This is a genomic window from Photobacterium sp. R1 (genome assembly GCF_054600795.1).
Genome location: NZ_BAAHZP010000005.1, coordinates 317,055 through 339,321 on the forward strand (window position 1 = coordinate 317,055; position 22,267 = coordinate 339,321).

22 protein-coding genes are annotated in these 22,267 nt (G+C 45.6%); 7 read left to right on the plus strand and 15 right to left on the minus strand.

What is annotated here, in order from left to right; genetic code table 11:
- Positions 1–213: 213 nt before the first annotated feature.
- The 10 genes from uspE to ccoN all read right to left on the minus strand — a co-directional run bounded on the left by uspE (position 214) and on the right by ccoN (position 9,221).
- On the minus strand, positions 214–1,164 hold the full coding sequence (gene uspE, locus ACYP03_RS11115; protein WP_248140326.1) for a universal stress protein UspE: 951 nt from the start codon (positions 1,162–1,164) through the stop codon (positions 214–216).
- A gap of 165 nt (positions 1,165–1,329) precedes the next feature.
- The gene (locus tag ACYP03_RS11120) at positions 1,330–2,079 is read right to left on the minus strand and encodes an FNR family transcription factor (protein WP_248140325.1); all 750 of its coding nucleotides are present in this window, start codon (positions 2,077–2,079) and stop codon (positions 1,330–1,332) included.
- A gap of 75 nt (positions 2,080–2,154) precedes the next feature.
- Positions 2,155–2,832: a sulfite exporter TauE/SafE family protein gene (locus ACYP03_RS11125; RefSeq protein ID WP_459779814.1), complete on the minus strand. Its 678-nt coding sequence runs from the start codon at positions 2,830–2,832 to the stop codon at positions 2,155–2,157.
- On the minus strand, positions 2,829–3,026 hold the full coding sequence (ccoS, locus tag ACYP03_RS11130; RefSeq protein WP_459779816.1) for a cbb3-type cytochrome oxidase assembly protein CcoS: 198 nt from the start codon (positions 3,024–3,026) through the stop codon (positions 2,829–2,831). Before ccoS ends, ACYP03_RS11125 begins: the two co-directional genes overlap by 4 nt.
- Entirely contained in the window at positions 3,019–5,397 is a 2,379-nt protein-coding gene (locus ACYP03_RS11135; RefSeq protein ID WP_459779818.1) for a heavy metal translocating P-type ATPase, read from the minus strand. The genes ccoS and ACYP03_RS11135 overlap by 8 nt, the downstream gene beginning before the upstream one ends.
- Positions 5,394–5,885, minus strand: coding sequence for a FixH family protein (locus tag ACYP03_RS11140; RefSeq protein ID WP_248140321.1), 492 nt, complete (start codon positions 5,883–5,885; stop codon positions 5,394–5,396). Before ACYP03_RS11140 ends, ACYP03_RS11135 begins: the two co-directional genes overlap by 4 nt.
- Before the next feature lie 121 nt (positions 5,886–6,006).
- Positions 6,007–6,984: a cytochrome-c oxidase, cbb3-type subunit III gene (gene ccoP, locus ACYP03_RS11145; protein WP_330959514.1), complete on the minus strand. Its 978-nt coding sequence runs from the start codon at positions 6,982–6,984 to the stop codon at positions 6,007–6,009.
- Positions 6,985–6,986: 2 nt separating this feature from the next.
- A complete protein-coding gene (locus ACYP03_RS11150) occupies positions 6,987–7,163 on the minus strand; it encodes a cbb3-type cytochrome oxidase subunit 3 (protein ID WP_248140319.1) in 177 nt (58 codons plus the stop codon).
- A gap of 9 nt (positions 7,164–7,172) precedes the next feature.
- The gene (gene ccoO, locus ACYP03_RS11155; RefSeq protein ID WP_036751999.1) at positions 7,173–7,781 is read right to left on the minus strand and encodes a cytochrome-c oxidase, cbb3-type subunit II; all 609 of its coding nucleotides are present in this window, start codon (positions 7,779–7,781) and stop codon (positions 7,173–7,175) included.
- A gap of 12 nt (positions 7,782–7,793) precedes the next feature.
- The gene (gene ccoN, locus ACYP03_RS11160) at positions 7,794–9,221 is read right to left on the minus strand and encodes a cytochrome-c oxidase, cbb3-type subunit I (protein ID WP_248140317.1); all 1,428 of its coding nucleotides are present in this window, start codon (positions 9,219–9,221) and stop codon (positions 7,794–7,796) included.
- 273 nt (positions 9,222–9,494) lie between these two features.
- Here ccoN and ACYP03_RS11165 point away from each other — a divergent pair, with 273 nt between their 5' ends.
- Positions 9,495–9,926, plus strand: coding sequence for a hypothetical protein (locus ACYP03_RS11165; protein ID WP_459779822.1), 432 nt, complete (start codon positions 9,495–9,497; stop codon positions 9,924–9,926).
- Positions 9,927–10,003: 77 nt separating this feature from the next.
- Here ACYP03_RS11165 and ACYP03_RS11170 read toward each other — a convergent pair whose 3' ends face one another.
- Positions 10,004–10,693 (minus strand): SDR family NAD(P)-dependent oxidoreductase, encoded by a 690-nt coding sequence (locus tag ACYP03_RS11170; RefSeq protein ID WP_459779824.1) that lies wholly within the window; start codon positions 10,691–10,693, stop codon positions 10,004–10,006.
- Positions 10,694–10,847: 154 nt separating this feature from the next.
- On the opposite strand from ACYP03_RS11170, the gene ACYP03_RS11175 reads away from it, so the two are divergent.
- The 3 genes from ACYP03_RS11175 (at position 10,848) to ACYP03_RS11185 (ending at position 14,651) form a co-directional block, all read left to right on the plus strand.
- Positions 10,848–12,017 carry an FIST signal transduction protein gene (locus ACYP03_RS11175; protein WP_459779826.1) on the plus strand — a complete coding sequence of 390 codons (1,170 nt, stop codon included), beginning with the start codon at positions 10,848–10,850 and terminating at the stop codon, positions 12,015–12,017.
- Between the two features lie 5 nt (positions 12,018–12,022).
- Positions 12,023–14,110, plus strand: a complete 2,088-nt coding sequence (locus ACYP03_RS11180; RefSeq protein WP_459779828.1) for an ATP-binding protein — start codon at positions 12,023–12,025, stop codon at positions 14,108–14,110.
- 364 nt (positions 14,111–14,474) lie between these two features.
- Positions 14,475–14,651: a helix-turn-helix domain-containing protein gene (locus tag ACYP03_RS11185; RefSeq protein WP_459779830.1), complete on the plus strand. Its 177-nt coding sequence runs from the start codon at positions 14,475–14,477 to the stop codon at positions 14,649–14,651.
- Between the two features lie 269 nt (positions 14,652–14,920).
- Here ACYP03_RS11185 and ACYP03_RS11190 read toward each other — a convergent pair whose 3' ends face one another.
- Positions 14,921–17,638: a DEAD/DEAH box helicase gene (locus tag ACYP03_RS11190; protein ID WP_459779832.1), complete on the minus strand. Its 2,718-nt coding sequence runs from the start codon at positions 17,636–17,638 to the stop codon at positions 14,921–14,923.
- 353 nt (positions 17,639–17,991) lie between these two features.
- Here ACYP03_RS11190 and ACYP03_RS11195 point away from each other — a divergent pair, with 353 nt between their 5' ends.
- The gene (locus tag ACYP03_RS11195; protein ID WP_330959509.1) at positions 17,992–18,396 is read left to right on the plus strand and encodes a response regulator; all 405 of its coding nucleotides are present in this window, start codon (positions 17,992–17,994) and stop codon (positions 18,394–18,396) included.
- A 106-nt stretch (positions 18,397–18,502) separates the two neighbouring features.
- On the opposite strand, the gene ACYP03_RS11200 is transcribed toward ACYP03_RS11195, so the two are convergent.
- Positions 18,503–18,811, minus strand: coding sequence for a DUF3634 family protein (locus ACYP03_RS11200; protein WP_330959508.1), 309 nt, complete (start codon positions 18,809–18,811; stop codon positions 18,503–18,505).
- 46 nt (positions 18,812–18,857) lie between these two features.
- Positions 18,858–19,310: a macrodomain Ter protein MatP gene (gene matP / locus ACYP03_RS11205; RefSeq protein WP_330959507.1), complete on the minus strand. Its 453-nt coding sequence runs from the start codon at positions 19,308–19,310 to the stop codon at positions 18,858–18,860.
- 238 nt (positions 19,311–19,548) lie between these two features.
- Here matP and ACYP03_RS11210 point away from each other — a divergent pair, with 238 nt between their 5' ends.
- Both ACYP03_RS11210 and fabA read left to right on the plus strand, forming a co-directional pair.
- Positions 19,549–21,258, plus strand: coding sequence for an AAA family ATPase (locus ACYP03_RS11210; protein ID WP_459779835.1), 1,710 nt, complete (start codon positions 19,549–19,551; stop codon positions 21,256–21,258).
- Between the two features lie 69 nt (positions 21,259–21,327).
- On the plus strand, positions 21,328–21,843 hold the full coding sequence (gene fabA / locus ACYP03_RS11215; RefSeq protein WP_459779837.1) for a bifunctional 3-hydroxydecanoyl-ACP dehydratase/trans-2-decenoyl-ACP isomerase: 516 nt from the start codon (positions 21,328–21,330) through the stop codon (positions 21,841–21,843).
- A 132-nt stretch (positions 21,844–21,975) separates the two neighbouring features.
- Here the strand turns inward: fabA and rmf are convergent, their stop codons facing one another.
- Positions 21,976–22,149: a ribosome modulation factor gene (rmf, locus tag ACYP03_RS11220; protein ID WP_248140297.1), complete on the minus strand. Its 174-nt coding sequence runs from the start codon at positions 22,147–22,149 to the stop codon at positions 21,976–21,978.
- Between the last annotated feature and the right edge of the window lie 118 nt (positions 22,150–22,267).

Here is a 22,267-nt window from a genome sequence, read left to right on the forward strand (position 1 = left end):
CTGGTTTTATGGGAAGGGTTAATATTCAATAATGAATTTCGTTGAATCACATAGGTTGTTGTTTTCTTTTATTTAGTTTCTATTGGTATCTACGCAGGAATAAACCATGAATGTCGCTGGGTATGAGTAAGATGATATTCATCGAATTGAGTGTTGAGGAAACAGCCCGGCATTTAGTCCGGGCGTTTGATCATCAGTGCAGCTATTGAAATGCTAGCGCCCGCTTGACTGATTCGGGTCTAATGGACTGATATAGCCGTCGGGCTTGAGTGCCAGTAAATCGCAATTGAGGCTGTCAATCGTGTGCTCTGCTGTATTGCCAATGAACACAGCAGAAAGACCGGTTCGACCGGTTGTTCCCAAAATCACGAGTTCTGCATCTAACTCTTCTGCGACTTTTGGAATGACGTCTTCAGGTAAGCCTTCGACGACATGGGTTTTATCTTCTTCAATTCCATGCTGTTGTCTGAGGGCTTTCATTGTGGTGAGGTGGTGACCCCGGACCGCATCAGTATAGGTTGCCGGATCAAACTCGGGGAGCTCAATGGTAATGTTCACAGGCGTCGCAGGGTATGCATTGACCAGATTGACCTCAGCACAAAGCAGTTCAGCCAAAGATTTCGCTTCATGTATGATCTTTTCGTTCAGGGCATCATGGGTGTCGTTTTCCGCTGCCAGATTCACACAGGCCAGGATTTTCCCGTTCTCAGGCCAGCTGTGTTCTTTCACAAGAAGCACAGGGCAGGGGCATTTGCGTAATAAGTGCCAGTCAGTCGGTGTAAATATTACGGAACCAATTTTATCGTGCTGATGCGTCGCTTTAATCAGCAAATCATGATGCTGACTGTAGACTTCCGCGATAATTGCCTCGTAGGGTCTGTTATGCCAGACAACAATAATATCAATGTCCAAACCTGTACTGGTATGAGGGCGAACGATGTCTTTTAGCCATTCTTCTCTTTGTTGAACAACGCCTCGACGCATTGCCTGTCGTTCTTCCGAAGAGAGCATCGATGTCATTTCGTATGAAAAATCGTAGATAGCGAGAAAAACGGTGATGCGGGCGTTGTCGGCTTTCTCAGCAAGATGTATGGCACGTGATAAGGCTGGTTGATGATCCTGAAGTGGATCCGCGACCACAAGGATATTCTTGTATACGTTCATAACTGCCCCCTTCTTCAACAGAATAGCAATCGACCTGACCTGAAAAACTGTTTTTATTCAGATTAGTATATTCACTGTAATGGATTGCTGCGAATTAGTGGAGCGGTTTGGAAGGGAATTGGAGAAAAAATTGATGGGCATCAAGCCCATCAATTTATAGCAAAATCATTTACACAAATTGGCGCCGGCGAGTTCGGCTAACTGCTCGCGGTCAAGTATCGTAATGTACTTACCTTTAACACCAATAATATCGGCTTTCTGGAATCGTCCCAGCAGGCGGCTGATTGTCTCAACCGTCAGGCCCAGGTAATTACCGATATCACCCCGCGTCATGGTTAAACGGAACTCGCGTGCGGAGAAGCCTCGCTCAGAGAAGCGGCAAGACAGATCGTAGAGGAAAGCTGCAAGACGTTCTTCTGCATTTTTCTTAGAAAGAAGCAGAATCATGTTTTGGTCACTTTTAATCTCACTGCTCATCAGACGCATGATTTGTTGTCTGAGCTTAGGCATCTGGCCGGCGAGATCATCCAGGATCTCAAAAGGAATTTCACAGACCATGGATGTTTCAAGCGATTGCGCAAAACTCTGATGCTTATTGTTGTTAATTGCATCAAAGCCCACCAGATCACCTGCAAGATGGAAAGCAGTAATCTGTTCATCACCTTGTTCTGTGATTGTGTAAGTTTTGATTGTGCCTGAACGGATCGCATACAGCGATTTAAGTTCATCCCCGGCTTTGAACAGTTCCTGTCCCTTCTGAATTGGCTTCTTACGCTCAATGATGCTGTCGAGTTGATCAAGCTCAGTGTCATTGAGTGTGAAGGGAATACATAATTGGCTGATACTACAATCCTGGCAATGGATTGCACATCCACCAGACTGCACACGTTTTGTAGGGATTTTATCTGAATTCATAAACTGTGGCCTAACCAAGTTCGGATACTGGACTCACTTTAACATACTCTTATTCACGATGACGAGTATAAAACATCACGAAAACTGTGTGATTGCTACATAACCTGTGTGAATTCCATAGCTCAATAATATAAATGCACTGGTTTTTTTAAATATATGATTCGACAGCCAATGGTTGAGCCTTTCCGCCATGGTGCCAACCAGTAGCATTGCGGGCAGGGTTCCCAGTCCGAATGCCAGCATAACCATCGCACCCGAAACAGCATTTCCGGCGACAGCTGCCCAGCTGAGTGTCGAATAAACCAAACCGCAGGGGAGCCAGCCCCAAATGAGACCAAAGGGAAAAGCAGCAAAGGGGGATTTCAGCGGCAACATCGATTTCGCAAAAGGTGAAATGCGGCGCCACAGCGATTGCCCTAAAAATTCGATTTTAGTTATGCCTTGCCACCATTGGCCAATATAAAGCGCCAGCAGGATCATCATCAGAGCCGCGCACAGACGCAGATAGAGAAGGGCGGAGCTGATGCCACTGAACGATGCCATGCCAGCGACGGCGCCGCCAATGAGCGCACCTGCGGTCGCATAAGAAGCCAGACGACCAGCGTTATACAACAACAGGAAAGGAAAGCGCTGGCCTTGTTGCTGACCTGGCATACCAAGCGTGATGGCAGCAGCAATACCGCCGCACATGCCAAGACAATGGCCTGCACCCAGCAGGCCAATCGCAAAAGCGGCAAAGAAATCTGTTGTCACTGTTTTTTCTCTGCCTCAGACGCTTTGGAAAGATGATTAGGCTTTGAATTGTCATCATTTTCATCAAACAGAATGTCATACCCCTGTCTTTCGAGGTCTTCAAACTGTTCTGATTTCACTGCCCAGATAAACACAGCAACCGCAATACAGACGAAAATGATTGCAATTGGAATCAGCAGATAAAGGCTAGCCATCTTCTTTTAATAACCTCAGTGAATTGGACACAACAATGATGGAACTGGCCGACATGCCCAAAACCGCAATGTAAGGGGCAACCAGACCTGCAACCGCCAAGGGTAGAATAACAAGGTTATAGCCTAACGCCCATGACAGATTCTCGCGTATGATCTTGCGTGTTTTCATCGCAAGTTTGCGTGCTTCCAGTATCCGGCTGAGGTGGTCTCCTAAGAGCACCATATCTGCAGACGATTTTGCAATGTCAGTACCGCTGCCCATCGCCAGTGACAAATGCGCTCCAGCCAACACAGGCGCATCATTGACACCATCACCAATCATCAGAGTAATCTGATGCTTATCCAGTTCCTGCAGATAATTCAGTTTGCCTTGTGGTGTCGCCCCGCTTACCAGCTTATCGACAGCGAGTTGTTCAGCGACGCGTGTAGCGTTGTCTGAATGATCACCTGTCAGCATGGTGACCTGAATTCCTTCCGACTGAAAGGCACTGATTAATGCTTTACTGTCAGGGCGAATCGGATCATCCAGTTTGAAAGCGGCGATTGCCTGCCCATCACAAGTCAGCCAGACCTGAAAATCCTCTTCGGTTGGCATCTGGGCTTGATTAAAAAGCGCAAATGATGCTTTACCAATTCGCCACTCCTGGCCATTGCGATATCCTTTCAGCCCAAAACCGACTTCATTGATCACCTCATCAAACGAAAAATCGGAGTTTCGGTGAGATGAAAATGCTCTGGCAATCGGGTGATTCGCAAAGCGTTCAAGTTCGGCTGAGATTGAAAGAACTTCAGCTTCACTCTGGTGAGAGAAACACGCCGTTGTTACAATTCGGACATTGCCTTCTGTGAGGGTCCCGGTTTTATCAATCACAAGCTGATTGATATTACATAAGGTTTCCAGAACATGGCCGCGTCTTAACAAAATACCGAGACGTCCAAGGCGGGACGTTGCACACGTCAGCGCTGTCGGTGTTGCCAGCGATAAAGCGCAAGGGCAGGTGGCGACCAAAACAGCCAGTGTAATCCAAAGGGCATCGTCGGGCCTGGTCTGATGCCAGTATAGCCAGGTGCCGGCTGCAATCATCAGGATTGTGGCAACAAAATATCGCGCGACAACATCAGCTAATTCAGCAATCTTGGGTTTTGATGCCTGAGCTTCATCCTGGAGTCGAATAATATTCGAGATCAGAGAATGCTGGCGATCCTGGGTCACTTGAATATTCAGGTTGCCATCACCATTTATCGTACCTGCGTAGACATCTTCACCACGGATTTTGCGGACAGGTAACGGCTCGCCTGTCAGCATGGATTCATCAATCACGCTGCTTCCTGAAACAATCACGCCGTCTGCAGGTAGGCTCTCTCCGGGCAGAATGGTGACAACGTCACCTACTTTCAGACTTTTTGCTGCAATCTGACTGCCATCGGCGAGATTGGCCATGGCCGGGATAAGTTTGAGCAGATTCGCACTGGCAGCAGCAGCTTTACGCCTTGCTCGCATTTCCAGGTAACGCCCAATCAATAAGAAGAAAGTGAACATCGAAATGGATTCAAAGAAGACTTCACCTTTCTCTGTGACTGTTGCATAAAAACTGGCTACGTAAGCAAAAATCAGAGCGATAGAGACGGGAACGTCCATACCCAGTGCTCTGGCTCTCAGATTCCGCCAGGCATTGAGATAAAAGGGTAATGCAGAATAGAGCAGGACAGGGGTTGCAAATAAAAGGCTTACCCAGCGGAAATAATTTCTGAAGCTTTCATCAAGATCACCGAAAACTTCAAAGTACAGCGCTACCGCCAGCATCATGACTTGCATCGTTGCCAGACCAGCAATGCCCAGCCGGTACAGGTAGTTCTTCATTGTCTGATGGTAATGCTGTTCTTGATTATCAGCTTCAAAAGGAGCCGCTTTGTACCCGAGACGATGTATCGCAGATAAGAGTTGGCTGAGTTTTGCTTGAGCAGGATCCCAACTGAGCAAGGCACGATGCGTCGTTGTGTTTACCCGAATATTGAGCACCCCATGTTCACGTTTGAGCTGCTTTTCAATCAACCATGCACAGGCCGCGCAAGAGACACCTTCGAGTGACAATGTCACTTCGTTTGCATTCTCACTGGATCGGACAAAATCCTGCTGAATATCTTCGTTATCGTAGAGAGACAAAGATTGTAGTTGCTGAGGCACCAAATCGGCTTTATCTGCTGTGACTGTACGATACTCGTAATAAGATGTTAAACCACTATCGACGATAGTCTGTGCAACAGCTTCGCATCCCGGGCAGCACATACTTCGTGCCTCTCCCAGGATCTCGACATTCAAATGAGTATCTTGTGGAACCGGATCACCACAGTGGTAGCAAGATTCACTCATCTTTGCTTCTGTCCATAAAGTGGAATCGGGTCAGATGAGGGGAGATTCAAACGACCATTCAGCATCCAGTCGCCTTTGAAAGGCTCAACTTCAACAAACCAGGGACCGTCAATTGACTCCGGAGCGGAGAAACGATAATTCCCTTGCATATCCGGGCTGATCATTTGAGTGAAGTCTTTTTCAGCCAGCGTTCGGTGCGTAAACATCACACGTAAAGTCGGGAAGGACTTCAATTCACCCTTGTTCAGACGGAGAACGATATCGGTGTCGCTCACGCTGATATTCGCCTGGATTTTCAGAGCGTCAGAAACACGAAGTCGGGAAAAGTCCTGATTGATTCCTTTTCCTTTCTTGTAATAATCCTCAGCAACTAAATCGACCTTGTTCTGCGAGAAGACATACAGTGCCGTCATACTGTAGACGACAGAGATGGTTGGGATCGCAATTATGAACCAAGGCCAAAACTGCTTATACCATGGTTTTTGCATTGTGAATCCTTTATCGAATCTATAAAAAGAGCCCCTGATTTTAGCAGGGGCTCAGTGGCATATCTTCAGTGAAATTGTCAGCAAACGTCAACAATCAACTGATTCGTAACAGAAATATGAATTACTGTTCGCTGTTGCTCAGACCCCAGACATATGCAGAGATAAGCTGGATTTTTTCTTCACCCAGAATATGCTCCCATGCTGGCATAACACCTTGACGACCGTGAGTGATCGTCTCAACAACCGCACGACGTGAACCGCCAAACAGCCAGGTGTTATCTGTCAGGTCAGGTGCACCGAAAGCCGGGTTACCTTTACCGTCAGTACCATGGCAGGCAGCACAGACAACAAAGCGTTGTTTACCTGCAGCAGCTTCTTTGGCATTTACTTTACGTCCAGACAGGCTAAGAACATAGCTGGCTACTTCTTGTACACCGTCTTCACCTAAAGTGTCAATCCACGCAGGCATTGCACCTTGACGGCCATGCATGATGGTTGTCTTGATCGTCTCAGGTTCACCACCGTACAGCCAGTCGTTGTCTGTCAGATTCGGGAATCCTTGCTGACCACGAGCATCAGAGCCATGGCACTGAGCACAGTTCTGCAGGAACAGACGCTGGCCAACACGACGGGCTTCCGAATCTGCTGCAATCGCTTCGATTGGACGAAGATGATTACCAGACTCATCATAAGCCAGTGTCTTAAACAGCTCACCGTAGGCTTGCTCAGCATCACCCAGCTCTTTGGCATACTGGTTCAGCTCTTGTTGTTGCTGGGCGTTTGCAATAGAAGCTTTTGACTCAGCGACAGTACGAACTGTTTGATCTGAACTCTGCCAACCAAACAAACCTTTGAAATTACCTAAGCCCGGATAAAGCGCCAGATAAGCCAGTGAGAAAATGATGGTCCCCCAAAACATGTAAGACCACCACTTAGGCAGTGGGTTGTTAATTTCACGAATACCATCGTATTCGTGTCCCATGTCTTCACCTTCTTCTACACCCATTTTGTCGCGGCTACACCAGATCAGAAGACCTGCCATCGCGGCTAAGGTGCCAAGCGTGATGACTGAGACCCATATACTCCAAAACGTAGACATTCTTATTTGCTCCTGTCTTTTTCACGCGTGGCCATATCCAGTTCTTCGTCGGCAAACACAAGGTTTGCAGCTTCGTCGAATTGAGATTTACGGCGTTTACTGTAGGCCCAAAGGACAATACCAATAAAGCTAGCGAACAGGATGACTGTCCAAATGCTATGAATGGTTCCAATATCCATGGTGCCTCCTTATTTCATCGCGTGACCTAACGACTGAAGGTAAGCAATAAGTGCGTCCATTTCAGTCTTGCCTTTCACATCATCACCAGCTTTTGCGATTTGCTCATCAGTGTAGGGAACACCGAACTTATCACGGAATAATGCCAGCTTTTTAGAGGTGATTTTTCCATCTAACGTGTTCGTTTCCAGCCAAGGGAAACCAGGCATGTTAGATTCAGGAACGACATCGCGTGGGTTACGAAGGTGGACACGATGCCATTCATCTGAATAACGACCACCAACACGCGCCAGGTCAGGACCTGTACGTTTTGAACCCCACAGGAATGGGTGTTCCCAAACACTTTCACCGGCAACGGAATAATGGCCGTAACGTTCTGTTTCTGAACGGAACGGACGAACCATCTGGCTGTGACATACGGTACAACCTTCACGGATGTAAATATCACGGCCTTCCATTTCCAGGGCGGTATATGGGCGCAGGTTTTCAACAGGCTCAGTGGTTTGCTCCTGATAAATCAGCGGTGTGATTTCAACCAGGGCACCAAAGCTGATTGCAATGACAATCAGAATGGCCAGCAAACCAGCATTTTTTTCTACAAGTTCGTGACGAAAGCTCATCTGTTGTACTCCTTAAGCTGGTTGCTCTACGGCTTTCAGGCTGTCTTTGGGTGCGACAATCGTCTTATATGCGTTGTAAGCCATTAAGAGCATGCCTGTTACAAAGACCAAACCACCGCAGAAACGCACGAAGTAGAACGGATAAGATGCTTGTAGGGCTTCAACAAAGCTATAAGTCAACGTACCGTCAGTATTCACCGCACGCCACATCAGACCTTGCATCACACCAGAGATCCACATTGCAACGATGTACAGAACTGTACCAATAGTTGCCAGCCAGAAATGCACGTTAATCAGTTTGATTGAGTACATACGTTCTTGGCCAAAGAGTTTTGGAATCAGGTGATAAACCGAACCAATGGAAACCATTGCAACCCAGCCTAATGCACCGGAGTGTACATGGCCAATTGTCCAGTCGGTATAGTGGGACAGGGCGTTGACTGTCTTAATTGCCATCATTGGGCCTTCGAAGGTTGACATGCCGTAGAACGACAGAGAAACAACCAGGAAGCGCAGGATTGGGTCATAACGCAGTTTATGCCATGCACCTGACAGCGTCATGATACCGTTGATCATACCACCCCATGATGGTGCAAACAGTACCAGAGACATCACCATACCCAGAGACTGAGTCCAGTCTGGCAAAGCGGTGTAGTGCAGGTGGTGAGGGCCAGCCCAGATGTACAGAGAAATCAGTGCCCAGAAGTGCACGATAGACAAGCGGTAGGAATAAACAGGACGACCAGCTTGCTTAGGAACGAAGTAGTACATCATTCCCAGGAAGCCGGCAGTAAGGAGGAAACCTACTGCATTGTGACCGTACCACCACTGAACCATGGCATCGACAGCACCAGAGTAAACCGAGTATGACTTCGTCATAGAGACCGGAATTGCCATACTATTTACAATGTGCAGCACAGCCACTGTCAGGATGAAGGCACCGAAGAACCAGTTTGCCACATAAATGTGGGAGGTCTTTCGTTTAATCATGGTCCCGAAGAATACGACAGCGTAAGCAACCCATACGACAGCAATCAGCACATCGATTGGCCACTCCAGCTCAGCATATTCTTTACTGGTTGTGAATCCCATTGGCAGCGAAATCGCTGCTGACAGGATGACGGCTTGCCAGCCCCAGAAGGTAAACGACGCTAACTTGCCACCAAACAACGTGGTTTGACATGTACGTTGAACGACATAATAGGATGTCGCGAACAGCGCACTGGTACCGAATGCGAAAATCACTGCATTGGTATGCAGCGGACGCAGACGGCTGTATGTCAACCAAGGGGTGTCAAAGTTAAGTGCCGGCCATACCAACTGAGCGGCAATAAATACACCAACGCTCATTCCGACAATTCCCCACAGTATGGTGGCTATAGTGAATTGACGAACGACCGTATAGTTGTAGTTTTGATCAAGCTGCTTTACTTGGCTCATGTTGCATGCTTCCACTAAAAATTTTCAACTACACTCTTGTTTCTTTGCGAACAACTTCATTTCGCAATGCCACCCAAAGCTTAGCTATATGCTGTGTTGTTTTTATAACCAATTCGACACAGAAATTGCTATTTTGTTGTAAAAGTGGCATTTTCAGCACGCATAATACTTGAGATGAGAAATGAATGACAGTGCGATGGCAACGCACTTGTTATCGCTCACTATTTTTATGTGAAAAGTTTGAACTCTGTAACATGGGAAATGTATACAATCATGGCAGCTCAAAAATTAACAAAAGCCCGACTGATTCAAATTCTGGTCTTACTTGCTGTGCTGATCACAGCATTTGTATGGAGAACAATTACATATAAAGAGGTGAGGCCTGCAGAGGAAGTCTCTGTTTTTTGCCAAAAGGAGTCGGGAGAATGTGTTGAAGATATATCAAAAAGGAAGATGGAAATTCGCTTAATTCAGCTTCCTGAAAAAGGGGGGAATCAATACCAGTTGCAGTTGCCTTTGGACTTTGTTGTGTCTCATGCGGTGCTGATTTCCCCCGCAAATGTCACTCAGGCAGAGACTATTGTTTTAAATGTTACTAAGTATTTCATACAAGGTAACTTTTCTCTGCCTGAAAGCTCTGCGATGACCTCAGGATGGAAAGTCAGAATTGAGTCTGACGAAGGTGTTTATATATTGATTTTTTAGATCAAAATAATTCATATTAAACATGTAGATATGATTATTTTAATCAACTTTTCATGATTTGATTTCTGATGATGAGTTTAAATGGCTTTTTTATCAAAAACTCGATTTGATACTTTAAAGACCTGACCATTCATGTGAGCAGTTTCTTTGCTAACTAAAAAACGTACCATAGCCGCGACATCACTAAATTGATTTGCATCAGTTTTATCATCGTTTTTACTGTTCAGAGAGTAACAAGCAGCATGTACCCTGACATCTGGCGACAAACTGTTCGCCATCGACTCAGTCAGGCCGATCAAACCATGACTGCAGACGGAGAGTACTTCATTGTTCACTGCTGTGTCCTGCGGGGTAGGAACGACATGGACAATTACACCCTGGGTTGTTTTGAGTAAGGGAAAACACAGTCTGGCTGTAAACAGTGGTGCAGTTATCTGTTGATGTAAGGCCTGATTCCAGTCGAACAGATCCAGCTCTGTGAACGAGATATCATGACCAGGCGGAGTCAGTGGCGGGTTATTTACTAATGCATCCAGTCGACCAAACTGCGACTGAATTTCTTGCACCACAGATTGAATGTCAGACTCTTTGTAGCAATCAGCCTTTCGGAACCGCACTCTCGGATCCTCTGCCACGAGGTCATAACCTGCATTTTCATCATTACTTAACACGATGACAATCGACTGCGTCGCTGCGATCTCTTTACAGATACGTTTGCCTAACGCTGTTGTTCCTTCTGTTACGATGATTACTGGTTGCTTTGTCATGTCCGTATCTGCTCTGTGAAGAATTGCTACCTAGTAATAACGGTAGCTTGTCCGCAGACTTAAGAGATTTTTTAATAAAAATTCAATCGTCTGCTGATCCTCAAATTGAAACTGTCTATCATGAGGAAGATACACTAACAGCCGCGAATGAAGCATGGAAATCCTTACCAGTTACTCCACCTTGGGTGATACAGAGTCAGCAATTGGCGAAGCCGTTGAAAAACTCAAAGCCAGGCTGGTTCGTCCCAGCCTTCTGCTGGTTTACTTTTCCGGACATGAAGATGCCAATCTCATCAGGCAGCAGCTCGTTGCCGACTTCCCTGATACTCAGATCTTAGGGTGTTCATCCTGCCAGGGCATTTTGACAGAATTAGGATATTTTCCTGATACCGTGATTGGTCTTTGGGCCGTTTTTGATTTTAACGGCGCTTATGGCTCGGCATTGGTTTCCACACACCAAAGGCCAGGGCAAATGGCCCGGCAAGCCGTATTAAAAGCAATCCAAAACACGGGCCGTTTAGGCGAGCTGCCTTCAATGATTTTATTGCACGCCAGCCCGGGCGCAGAAGAAGAAGCGATCGAAGCAATCTCTCAGGAGTTCGGTACGCCGGTTCCCATTATCGGCGGCAGTGCAGCCGATGCAAATGTTGCAGGTCAATGGCAGCTTTTTACTCAGGACCATACCTCTTCTGAAGGGGTCGCAGTCAGTGTCTTCTATCCAACTTGCGAAGTCAGTTTTTCATTTCATTCCGGGTATGCGAAAACAGGGCTGTCTGCTGTTGCGACTAAGATTGACGGCAGGGAACTGATCGAACTTGATCACCGGCCCGCTAAAGAAGTCTATGAGGAATGGATAGAGCATTCGTTAAACTACAACGAATCGATCATGTCTCTTTCGGCCTTGTACCCGTTGGGGCGGGTTGCCGGAATCTTACATGATTTACCTTATTTTAAACTGGCTCATCCCAATTCAGTTACTGAACGTGGCGGAATTACGTTATTTGCTTCTATAAAGGAAGGAGAACGTTTTTATCTGATGACGGGCACAGAAGACAATTTGGTGAACCGTGCCGGTCGTGATGTTGGCGGACTGGTAGAAAGTCATCATCAAATTGAGGCGATTGGTGGCATCAGTATTTATTGTGCAGGCTGTATGCTTCAGGTGAAGCCAAGAATGGCGCAGGTTGCTGAAAAAATGCGGCAGGCTATGTGTGACGCGCCATATATTTGTCCATTTACCTTCGGTGAGCAGGGGCAGTTTGTTGGTGGTGAGAATGAGCACGGCAATTTGATGATATCTAAAGTTTTATTTTACCGGGAATGAAAAGCATGACAGGGAAAGAAACAGAGACTTTACAGGAAACCCTGCTTGCATTGCTGAGAAGCCAGGAACGGGAAAAACAACTCAGAGACGAATACTCGGCAATTCTGGCTGGCATGTCTGCAATGGCTGGCGCAAATAATAAGCGTCAGGTATTTAACAGTCTGCTGGCCGTTTTGCGTAAGTACATTGGTTTTGAACACGCCTTGGTTCTGACTCGTGAAGATGAATCCTCTCAACTTGAAGAGCTCGTCACGACCTGTGTTCATTTCGAAGGCTGCAACTGGGAAGTCAATCAAACCTTTATCCGGGCGATTAATGGTGAAAGTATCGCGCTGTTTGATCCTGCACAGGTTTCTGAATTCAAGAGGTTATCAAAAGATAAACTTGCCTTATGTCGTTCCGTTTTGATGACCGGCGTCAAAGTCAGCTCCGGAGATGCGTTACTCCTGTTTATTCATTCTGAACCAGGACAATTTGGTTCCGCCTGTAAAAGGGTTCTCGCGCGTTTCAGACCGTTACTTGAGCGTGCCATCATTGATATCGATTACCGGGAAAGACTGCAAACTCTGGTCACGGTCAGAACACAAGAACTGCTACACAGCCAGCAACGATTCAAAGACTTTGCGAATACAGTTGGTGACTGGTTTTGGGAGATCGACACAGAATTTCGTTTTACCTACATTTCGGCTCCTGATCTGTCCAACCACGTGATTGATAAAAAAAGCCTTTTGGATTTATTTGATGACGACAAAGATTTTCAGACTAAGCTGCGGCACAAGCTGCTTAAAAATGAAGATTTTGAAGATCTTGAATGGCAGTTACCAGGCATTGAGGGTGGGGCATGGATTAGTTTCAGTGCCAGTCCATATTTCAATAAGCATGGTGAGTTAAGAGGCTACCGGGGTACGGCGAAAGACATTACCAACAAGAAGCAACGGCTGGTTGAGTTACAACAGGCCCGGCAACAAGCGGAATCAGCGAACGCAGCCAAGTCACAATTTCTGGCGATGATGAGCCATGAGATACGTACTCCGTTGAATGCGGTTCTTGGTTTGATGGATACACTGGCTGATTCAGGCCTCGATGCCAATCAATTGAAATGGATCAATCAGATGGAGCAGTCTGCCCAGCTTCTTCTGACTATTATTAATGACATTCTGGATTTGTCCCGTATTGAATCTGGCAAATTCGATTTATATCTGGAGCCGATGTCTGTTACGGATTGCGTCAGTCTTGTGGTTGAGCAGCTTGAAGATCAGGCCATGAAGAAAGATATCACTCTGAGTGTCAGTGTTGATCCAGCTGTGCCGGCAAGGATGCTTGGTGATAAAAACCGTGTCACCCAGGTCATGTTCAATTTGATCGGGAACGCCATTAAATTTACGGATCAGGGTTCAGTCAAAGTTGCTGTCGCAACAGAGAATAATGAAGTCACGGTAAAAGTGATTGATACGGGCATTGGTATTTCTGCAGAAGCACAGAAGAATCTGTTCAATCCATTTGTGCAAGCAGATGGCAGCATCACTCGGCGTTACGGCGGCACGGGTCTTGGTTTGGCAATTAGCCGGCATCTCATTGAGAAAATGCAGGGAAGAATTTCACTTCAAAGTCAGCTCGGGCAAGGAAGCTGCTTTACTGTTTTCTTGCCGATCACTGTGGTTGAAACACAGCAAGAAGAACAGGCACTGAAACCCAAAACCACTCAGAGTCGATCGCTTTCTATTTTGTTGGCCGAAGACAGCAAGACAAACCAGATGGTCGCAAAACTAATGCTCGAGAAGCGAGGACACAAAGTACAGGTTGCCGATCATGGCCAGATGGCTTTGGATATGGTTCTGGCATCGCCAACACAATTCGATTTGATTCTGATGGATATTTCCATGCCTGTTATGGACGGTATGGAAGCAACCCGAAAGCTCAGAGAAAAACAGTGCGATCTTCCGATTATCGCTTTGACGGCAAACGCCATGCATTCTGATCAGGTCGAGTACCGGGAAGCTGGAATGGATGGATTTTTAGCAAAACCAATCCGCGTTCCGGAACTTGATAAAATGTTAAGTGAGTATGCTGAAATTGTTTCGGTGACAGAATAATTCTCATCTTTCCACAGACAAACGCTAGGCGTTTGTCTGTCTGGTTATTCCACTTAAGATTGAAGGACCAGGCAAACTAACATTTGCAGCAGAGCTTAAATCATAGTGTGAATTACCTATTTTATGGTAAATCCAATTATGGTTAAATTGCTGCTCAAACATGTCAGAACCAAGACCATCTGAGAATAGGAGTAGGCAGGATATAAAAAGTATAACTTCCTCCGGACACATCATTTAACATAATCTATGTTATGCGCACTTGAGTTGTAAGATCTAGTTAGAAGTGTCAGGTTTGAGCCAGATTGAAATGTCATGTTGTTCTAGCTTCAAAACATGCTTTCTTTACCGAGTTTGGAGCCCGTGGATGCTATTAACCATGACTGATAATGAATTATTGAGAATCGAGCTTATCCAAGACATCTGTGACAAACGGCTCACCGGTGTTGAGGCTGCCGGTTTACTTAAACTGAGTCCGCGCCAAGTTTATCGTTTGATCAAACGCTTCATTGAATTAGGTGCTGCTTACCAGCGTATATCCTAATTATGCTCCAAGGAATCCAAATGTATGACCAGGTAAATGTGTTAGATACGAATGACTGACAGTTTCAGAGCTTCATGGATTTATCGGGTTGGCTCACTTAGATGATGACCATTATTTCTGACCAGAGGCAATAATCTGATGTCTGTCCAAGCAAAGAATCAAACTCATTGATAAATGATTTCTCAGGAAATAACGCGATCATTTCCAATATTATCAGCATCAGCCAATACTGGACGGAACCTTACACAAAAAGTTACGCGGTAACCTAGCTAGCTTATACTTAAGCGATTTTTAATTTCACGAAGGACACGTTCAGGGTCAGATTGCCATAGCTGGAATGGTACCGGGAGTACTTGCAGTCCGGCGCGCTGGAAGGTTCTGTGAGTATTGAGGTCAAAGTATCCTTCAAAATCGCCACTGTAACCGATTAAATCGAGGCCTAGCGTGCTTTCTCCATGCTGACAGATCACGTCAATATTTTCGCCTGCAACAAAAGCGCCGACCCAATACTGAATCCCTGCCCGTTCCAGCGCTTGTTTGATCTGGTTAGTGAAATCACAGATAAATGATTCCGCGTTTTGCTGCGTCGTTGTAGCTTTATCGTCATGAGAAAAGCCAAGATACTGGCGGAGCAAATTCTGATGACTCAACACTTCGGGAATGAACGAATGAAAGATGACCTGTGACTTCCTTGCGCGGGTCACCATGACATTAAACATATCCTCCCGATTTAAGTATGCTGCAGCCCGAGCACTGTTTTCATCTACAGCCATCGACAGAATCATGATGTCACGCTCTTCACCTTGAAATCCATAAGGCGTTGAGACCCGCAGCGCATGCCGTTGTATTACTTCATACGAAAACTCTTTCTCTACCGCTTTCTCAATAAAAGCAGCCTGTTCTCTGAACGGAGAGATGACTCCGATTTTTGGTGGGTACACCGCGTTTCGAAAAGCATCAAGATAAGATTGAATTAAAGTAATCACAGCTTCTTTTTCTGCTGAGTTACGCCCTGTTTTAGTACGTTGGCCTTCTGGCAAATAAATAAATTCTAATGCAGGTTGCTGTGAGCCCCCCGGGCGTGCCTGCATGATTTTCAGACGATTACCATAGAAGTATTGATTGCTGAATCTGATCAGATCGGCTTGGCTCCGGTAGTGCTCATCCAGAAACGTCACAGCACTTTGATTGGATAAACTGGCAGACACACAATCCAGCAGTGACTTATCGCGATAAGCGAAGTTCTCTAACAAATGTTCTGGTAAGCCTTCTTCATGCCAGAATTTGTTCTGTTGGCCGCGAGAAAGAAAAGAAACATGACGGAGTTGCTTCACATCACCTGCAACAACCGCCCGCTTGGCACGATAAAGTGCCGGCAGCGCGCTTGCGATATCGCATTGGGTCGCTTCGTCAAAAATGACCACATCAAATAAGGATTCGTGCAACGGTAAAGACTGGCTCAATTCATCTACTGTAACCAGCCAAATCGGTAATGCTGTCGTTATCGTTGTAAAATCGGTATCCCTGAAACGTTCTTCTTGAGTCTTCGAGTTCCTTGCTTTCAATGCATCCCAGAACTGATGCATTGTCCTGCGCTGTGTCTGAAGCACATCAGCCAGTTGTTCATTCCTGGTCCGGTTAATTTCTGACATCGCCAGGCTGTTGTAAACTTGTGTGGCACGTTGCAGTGTCTCTTGTGTTTCCCATAACGCACTTTCTCTAATAAAACGACTCAGAAAATTTGCTTTGAGTTTTTGTAACCAGGTTCCGGAGTTATGTCCGCTTGCGTAACGAGCAATCCATAAAGCTCGTGAAAACTCTTTTTCAGCCTTTGCGAGTTCAGCACCTGTCTGTTTCAACTGCTGTGCAGAGTTATCATTTTGTGACGCCGTCACTCTTTGGCCGGACAGCAGAATACTCTCCAGATACTGGCGCATCGTTTTATTAAAGGATGTGCTGTTAGCATGAACAAAGCCACCTTCAAGACCAAAACCATCCCGGAGTTTTTCCGCAATCACATCAATGGCCTGATCTGTTTTAGCTACGATTAAAACAGATTCACCATGCATCATACGGTCGATAGCCATCGCAGCAATGGTAAAACTTTTCCCAGTGCCTGGAGGTCCGGACAGGATGCTTAAAGGTTGGAGCGCAGCATTTTTCAAGGCCTGTTGCTGAGGCAAACTCAACTGATATGGTAAATGGCATACGTGAGATGTTGTTTTTCTTTGTTGCTTCTCACGATGGCTTTCTAAATGAAACAATTGCATTAATGGCTGAGAAAGCGATTGCCGTTGTTGCATCAGATTCAATTCATGTAAAACGCCCCGACTCCCTCGGCTTCTGTCTGCAAGAAAGAGTCCGCTGGCACACACCAGCTCAATGTTATCCGTGCCGGACATTTTCATTGTCTCTGATGCGCATTCTAAAATCGGCCATCTGGCTAAACTTTCAAGGCGTTGAACCTGGCAATGTGTCCCCAACCAGTGTCCGACTTGGGCAATATAAATGTCGGTCAGCGGAAACACTGGTTCTGGAAATGTATCAATCACCTGCGGATCAATCTTAGGGCTAAGTATTTGCCTCAGGAGCGCGTTGTTTACTCGAATGTCAGTCACATCAACCTGAACACATCTGTGTTCGACATCATCAAGAACCAGTTCAGCCGGCAAATAAATTAATGGCGAAAACAGCTGTCGTTGTGCAGCAAAACCATTCGTAATATTTATCTGACCTTTGATCATCAGACTGCCGTAGATCAAACGCTTTTCTCTTCGATACAGATCGGCTTGTTTTGCCATCTCTTCCGCAATTGTTTCGACGACAGGTTGCCTGGGTAATTTACCGGTGAGCAGGTTTTCTTCTTCTCGAATCCATAGCCTTCTATCCTGCCGAATTTTTAAGACATTCGACAAAGAAAGATCATGACTGTCTTCACGATAACAGCGCCGATAATATTTCAAATAAGCGAGTGGAGAAGTCTGCATTGACAAGGTCACACCTGATACATTGAGTGATGATGGCTGAGTTTGAAACCATGTTTATGACAAACATACCATTTTACTGGGATGCCCCTCTCTTGGGTTGATAGATATCGTGAGGAATATCTAAACTTTCAGCAATCATTCAGTTCAGCAGAGATGTTCCCTGTTTAAGCTAGATAATGATGTAATTAATGTTTGTATCATTTTGTACTGTGAACTTGTTTATATTTTTGCTAAAAAATAAGTTATGGTGCATTAGATGCAATAAGTAATGCCCAAATTTCCTAGATTGTCGATGAAATCTTTTCTAGTATCTAAGTAAATAAAAACCCATAAAAAGAAAAGGATGGCTGTGGATGAAGAATGTGCTGATTATTGAAGATAACAAAGTGATGGCGCAGATTTTAGCACAACTTCTGAGAAACAGCGCCCAACCAAAAACGCTTCTTTATGCAGGTTCAACTAGTCAGGCCGAAGCCATCTTTGCTAAATCCAAACTGGTTGGTCATTCACTCGACTGTGTATTTCTTGACCTGAACCTTAACGTTCCCCTCGACGGCATTCCCTTGCTGACACAAATTAAACAGGACTTCCCTCATTTACCGGTGATCATTGTTACAGGAGAAAGTGAAATAGAGACCGTGAAAAAAGTGATATCCCATAAACCTGACGGCTATATTGTAAAACCACTTTCAATGAAGAAACTGAACCAATGCCTGGAGAAAGTACATCAAAGTCGCCAAATGAGTGCTCAAGGCTAGCGGTTCAGTGTGAATGTCATTTATACTGTTAAATAGAAAATGAAGTTATAGTGCGCTAAGATAAAACAAAAAAAGGTCTGTTGGGTATTCAGACCTTAGATTCATTTCATGCGCGTTTATGCCCCACCTTTTTATTACTGTTTGTAAACGGGAACACGTTACGGATTTTCTGTTTTACTTTGACCGGTACATCTCTGGAAAAAATCAACTTCGTCGTAAAACGGTTTTTATACACCTTGACTTTTCCATTAAAAGGCTCTCTATGAGCAATATCTTTGCAGCTATTTAAAAAGCCAGCTGGGATATTCCCTTTCGTTTTGACCAACTCCCCTTGCTCAAAGGTTAACACCATCACCGGACGATCTTTAAAAACCAGGATAAGTACTGCGATTGCAAGTAAAAACACATATTCCATTGTTTCCATCCTCTAACAAACAGCGCCTGATATTAGGTATAGCGAATCAATCAAGCTGAAGCAATTTACTTAAGTCTTGTTTGATGTCCTGAACTTTTTTATTGGCTTCCAGCGACTTACTACTCTCACTCAGCAGATACTCAATCGTATCGGATAGCGTACAGTCTAGCTCTCTGGATTTATCAGACAGCTTTTCCCAAACCCGATAATCCAGATCAATCGATTTCTTCCGGGTGTGGACCTGTTCAGCATTGAAGTGACGTTTTCGTTTTGCACGAATCGCCTGCTTCATTTTGTTATCCAATGCCGGAGACATATGGTTTTGAATCCATTCCAGCACTTTTGTTGGCTCGTGTTCCAGCGCAAGAAAAGACTGCACAGCCGCTTCTGCTTCACTCGTGTCAATGTATCGAGTGATAGCCTCTCCTTCCTTATATTTCTTTGCGAGATAACCCCACTTCCAGCCAGCTTCCAGGTTTTCCAATTGCTGATATTTCATAATCCGCTGCTTATCTGAGTTTGTGAAAGACTACAATTAGTATAGAGTGACAGTGTAACTAAGTTACCCATGAAGCACAATGATGCAGTGAGTAACCTTTTGTTTTTTAGGCCCAGCTAACACAAATCCTGGCTGACCGTTTTCACCTGACCAGCAAAATCCAAACGTCTTCTATTATGCGGACAGCGATTCCTTTATACTGCTGTCTTTTTCACAGTAACGGAATTTACATCGAGATATGCAAGAAGAATCCTGGCGTACCATGCTTCCAGACTATTCGCAGTATGAATCAGTTCTGGCGCAATATGCACAACTCCCCCCTGCACCGACAGGCATTTTACAAGATCGCCTGTGCGATGCTGTACGCCGATTCACAGCAGTTACTATTCAACCCAGAGTTCTTCGGGTTACAGCTCCGGACAACAAAATTTACCGTGATTATGTGATTGATTTAATTCATCACTTCCACAGCGCACCTCAAATGTCGGCTGAAGAATCCTCCGTCATCATTGCAGGTGACAACGTCACTGAAATCAACTTGTTTGGTGCAGTTTACCCGCCGCTTGAAGACGGAAAACTGACCAAACCTCAGGTCAAACACGGGTTACTTCATCAAGCCAACAACGGTTACCTGGTCCTCTCTGTGGCGAGTATCCTGGCGAATCCAAGCCTGTGGCCAAGATTAAAAGCCGTATTGATGAATGGTCAGCTTGAGTGGCAACCAGTAACTCAGAAGAAATTATACCCACTTCCTGCGCCAGAATCGCTGAATGTAAAACTCGTATTGATTGGTGACAGATACCTGATGGCTGAGCTTGAAAATGCTGAGCCTGATATTGCTTCCGGATTCAGTATGTACGGGGAATTCGAACAGGATATGCGCCTGGCGCAGGATAACCTGCCGGATTATCTGGGTTATCTGAAATCGATGATTCAAAAAGCAAAGCTTCCCGATATTGCAGACACCGAAGCACTGAAACTGCTGATGAGAACAGGTGCTCGCCATGAAGAAGATCAGAATCGCCTGCCCCTTTGCCCAATCTGGTATTTAAGTTTGCTTTGCGAAGCAGCCATCGAGTCCGAAGGCCAGTCAATTCATGCTGAGCACATTCAACGTTCGCTCAAAGCCAAAGAATATCGCAGCGCTTATTTGCCTGAACGGGCTATTGAAGATATTCATCATGGCCAAGTGATCATTGACTGCCAGGGCCAGGAAGTCGGCCAGGTGAACGGTTTAACCGTCGTTGAGATGCCAGGCCATCCAACAGCATACGGTGAACCTGCCCGTATCTCTTGCGTCGTGCATTTCGGTGACGGCGATATTTCCGATGTCGAACGTAAAGCAGAGCTCGCCGGTAATATCCATGCCAAAGGGATGATGATCATGCAGGCATTTTTAAGTGCTGCTTTGAATTTGGATCAACCGCTACCCTATGCTGCATCGATTGTTTTTGAACAATCCTATAGTGAAGTAGATGGTGACAGCGCTTCTCTGGCAGAGCTTTGCGCATTGGTTTCAGCACTGTCTCAGCAACCGATCAATCAGCAAATTGCAGTTACCGGCGCAGTCGATCAGTTCGGACGTGTCCAGGCCGTCGGTGGTATTAATGAAAAAATCGAAGGTTTTTACAAGGTTTGTGCGTACCGCGGGTTAACTGGCCAGCAAGGTGTCATATTACCGAAAACAAACCTCAGTAATCTGTGTCTTTCCGATGAGGTACTGGAATCGATTCAGCAAGGTCGTTTCCATATCTGGGCTGTAGAGAGCGTGAACGACGCCCTGCCTCTGCTGACGGGTAAAGCTTTCAGTCGTGATGCAAGCAAAGAAGACGGTCAGGAAGACACGTTGCTGGACGTCATTGCAGATCGTATTGAGCATGTACATAGCGGACACAGTGATGACCGCGGCTGGCTGTCATTTTTCAGGAACTGGTTGGGCCACCACTGATCCGAGTTGTTATAGCGTACAGGTGTAAGCTAAATTGCCCCAATAATTTCAAAGAGAAATAAGCATCCAATGAAGAAGTGCAATTCTTATAACCGTGACGATCTCCTCGAATCTAGCCAGGGCAAACTATTTGGTCCTGGCCGTCCTCAATTACCAGCACCAAACATGCTGATGATGGATCGGATTACCGAAATCACCGATCAAGGTGGTGAGTTTGGTAAAGGTCTGATTACTGCTGAACTGGATATCAATCCGGAGCTTTGGTTTTTTGACTGCCACTTCCCTGGTGACCCAGTCATGCCTGGCTGCCTGGGCTTAGATGCAATGTGGCAGCTGGTAGGTTTCTTCCTGGGCTGGATTGGCGGCGAAGGTAAAGGCCGCGCACTGGGTGTGGGTGAAGTGAAATTTACCGGACAGATCCTGCCGACGGCTAAAAAAGTCACTTACGAAATTCAGATGAAGCGTGTCATCAACCGTAAATTGATCATGGGTGTTGCAGATGGCCGTGTATTGGTTGACGGTAAAGAAATTTATGTCGCCAAAGACCTGAAAGTTGGTCTGTTCCAGGACACTTCTAATTTCTGAATCTGATTCAGTTATTTATCTTTCAAAAGCCGCATTCAAGCGGCTTTTTTACGTTTCAGCATCCAGAAAAGGAAAAGCCCCTACTCCAAAGGGGCTCTGCATGGTTGTGGATATGAGGGTGAAAGACTATTTTTATTTCGCGCGGCCAGATTGCACCTCTTCTCTTGCATCACGCCAGCCACCTAGCCAATTCATACGGGCGTCCATTGTTTGATATGGACATGAATCACTGGAACGACCATTTAAACCAGCCTGATAGCCTCGAGATTGTGCGCGTTCCATACGATCCCGCTTTTGTCTCTTCATAGTTCGATCCTCATCCTTATTCATATTCATCATTACCATTACATAATGATGGAGCTTTTGTGACTCCACCTCTAAGGATTGGATATTTAGAGAAAGATATCAACCTTCATAAAAAATC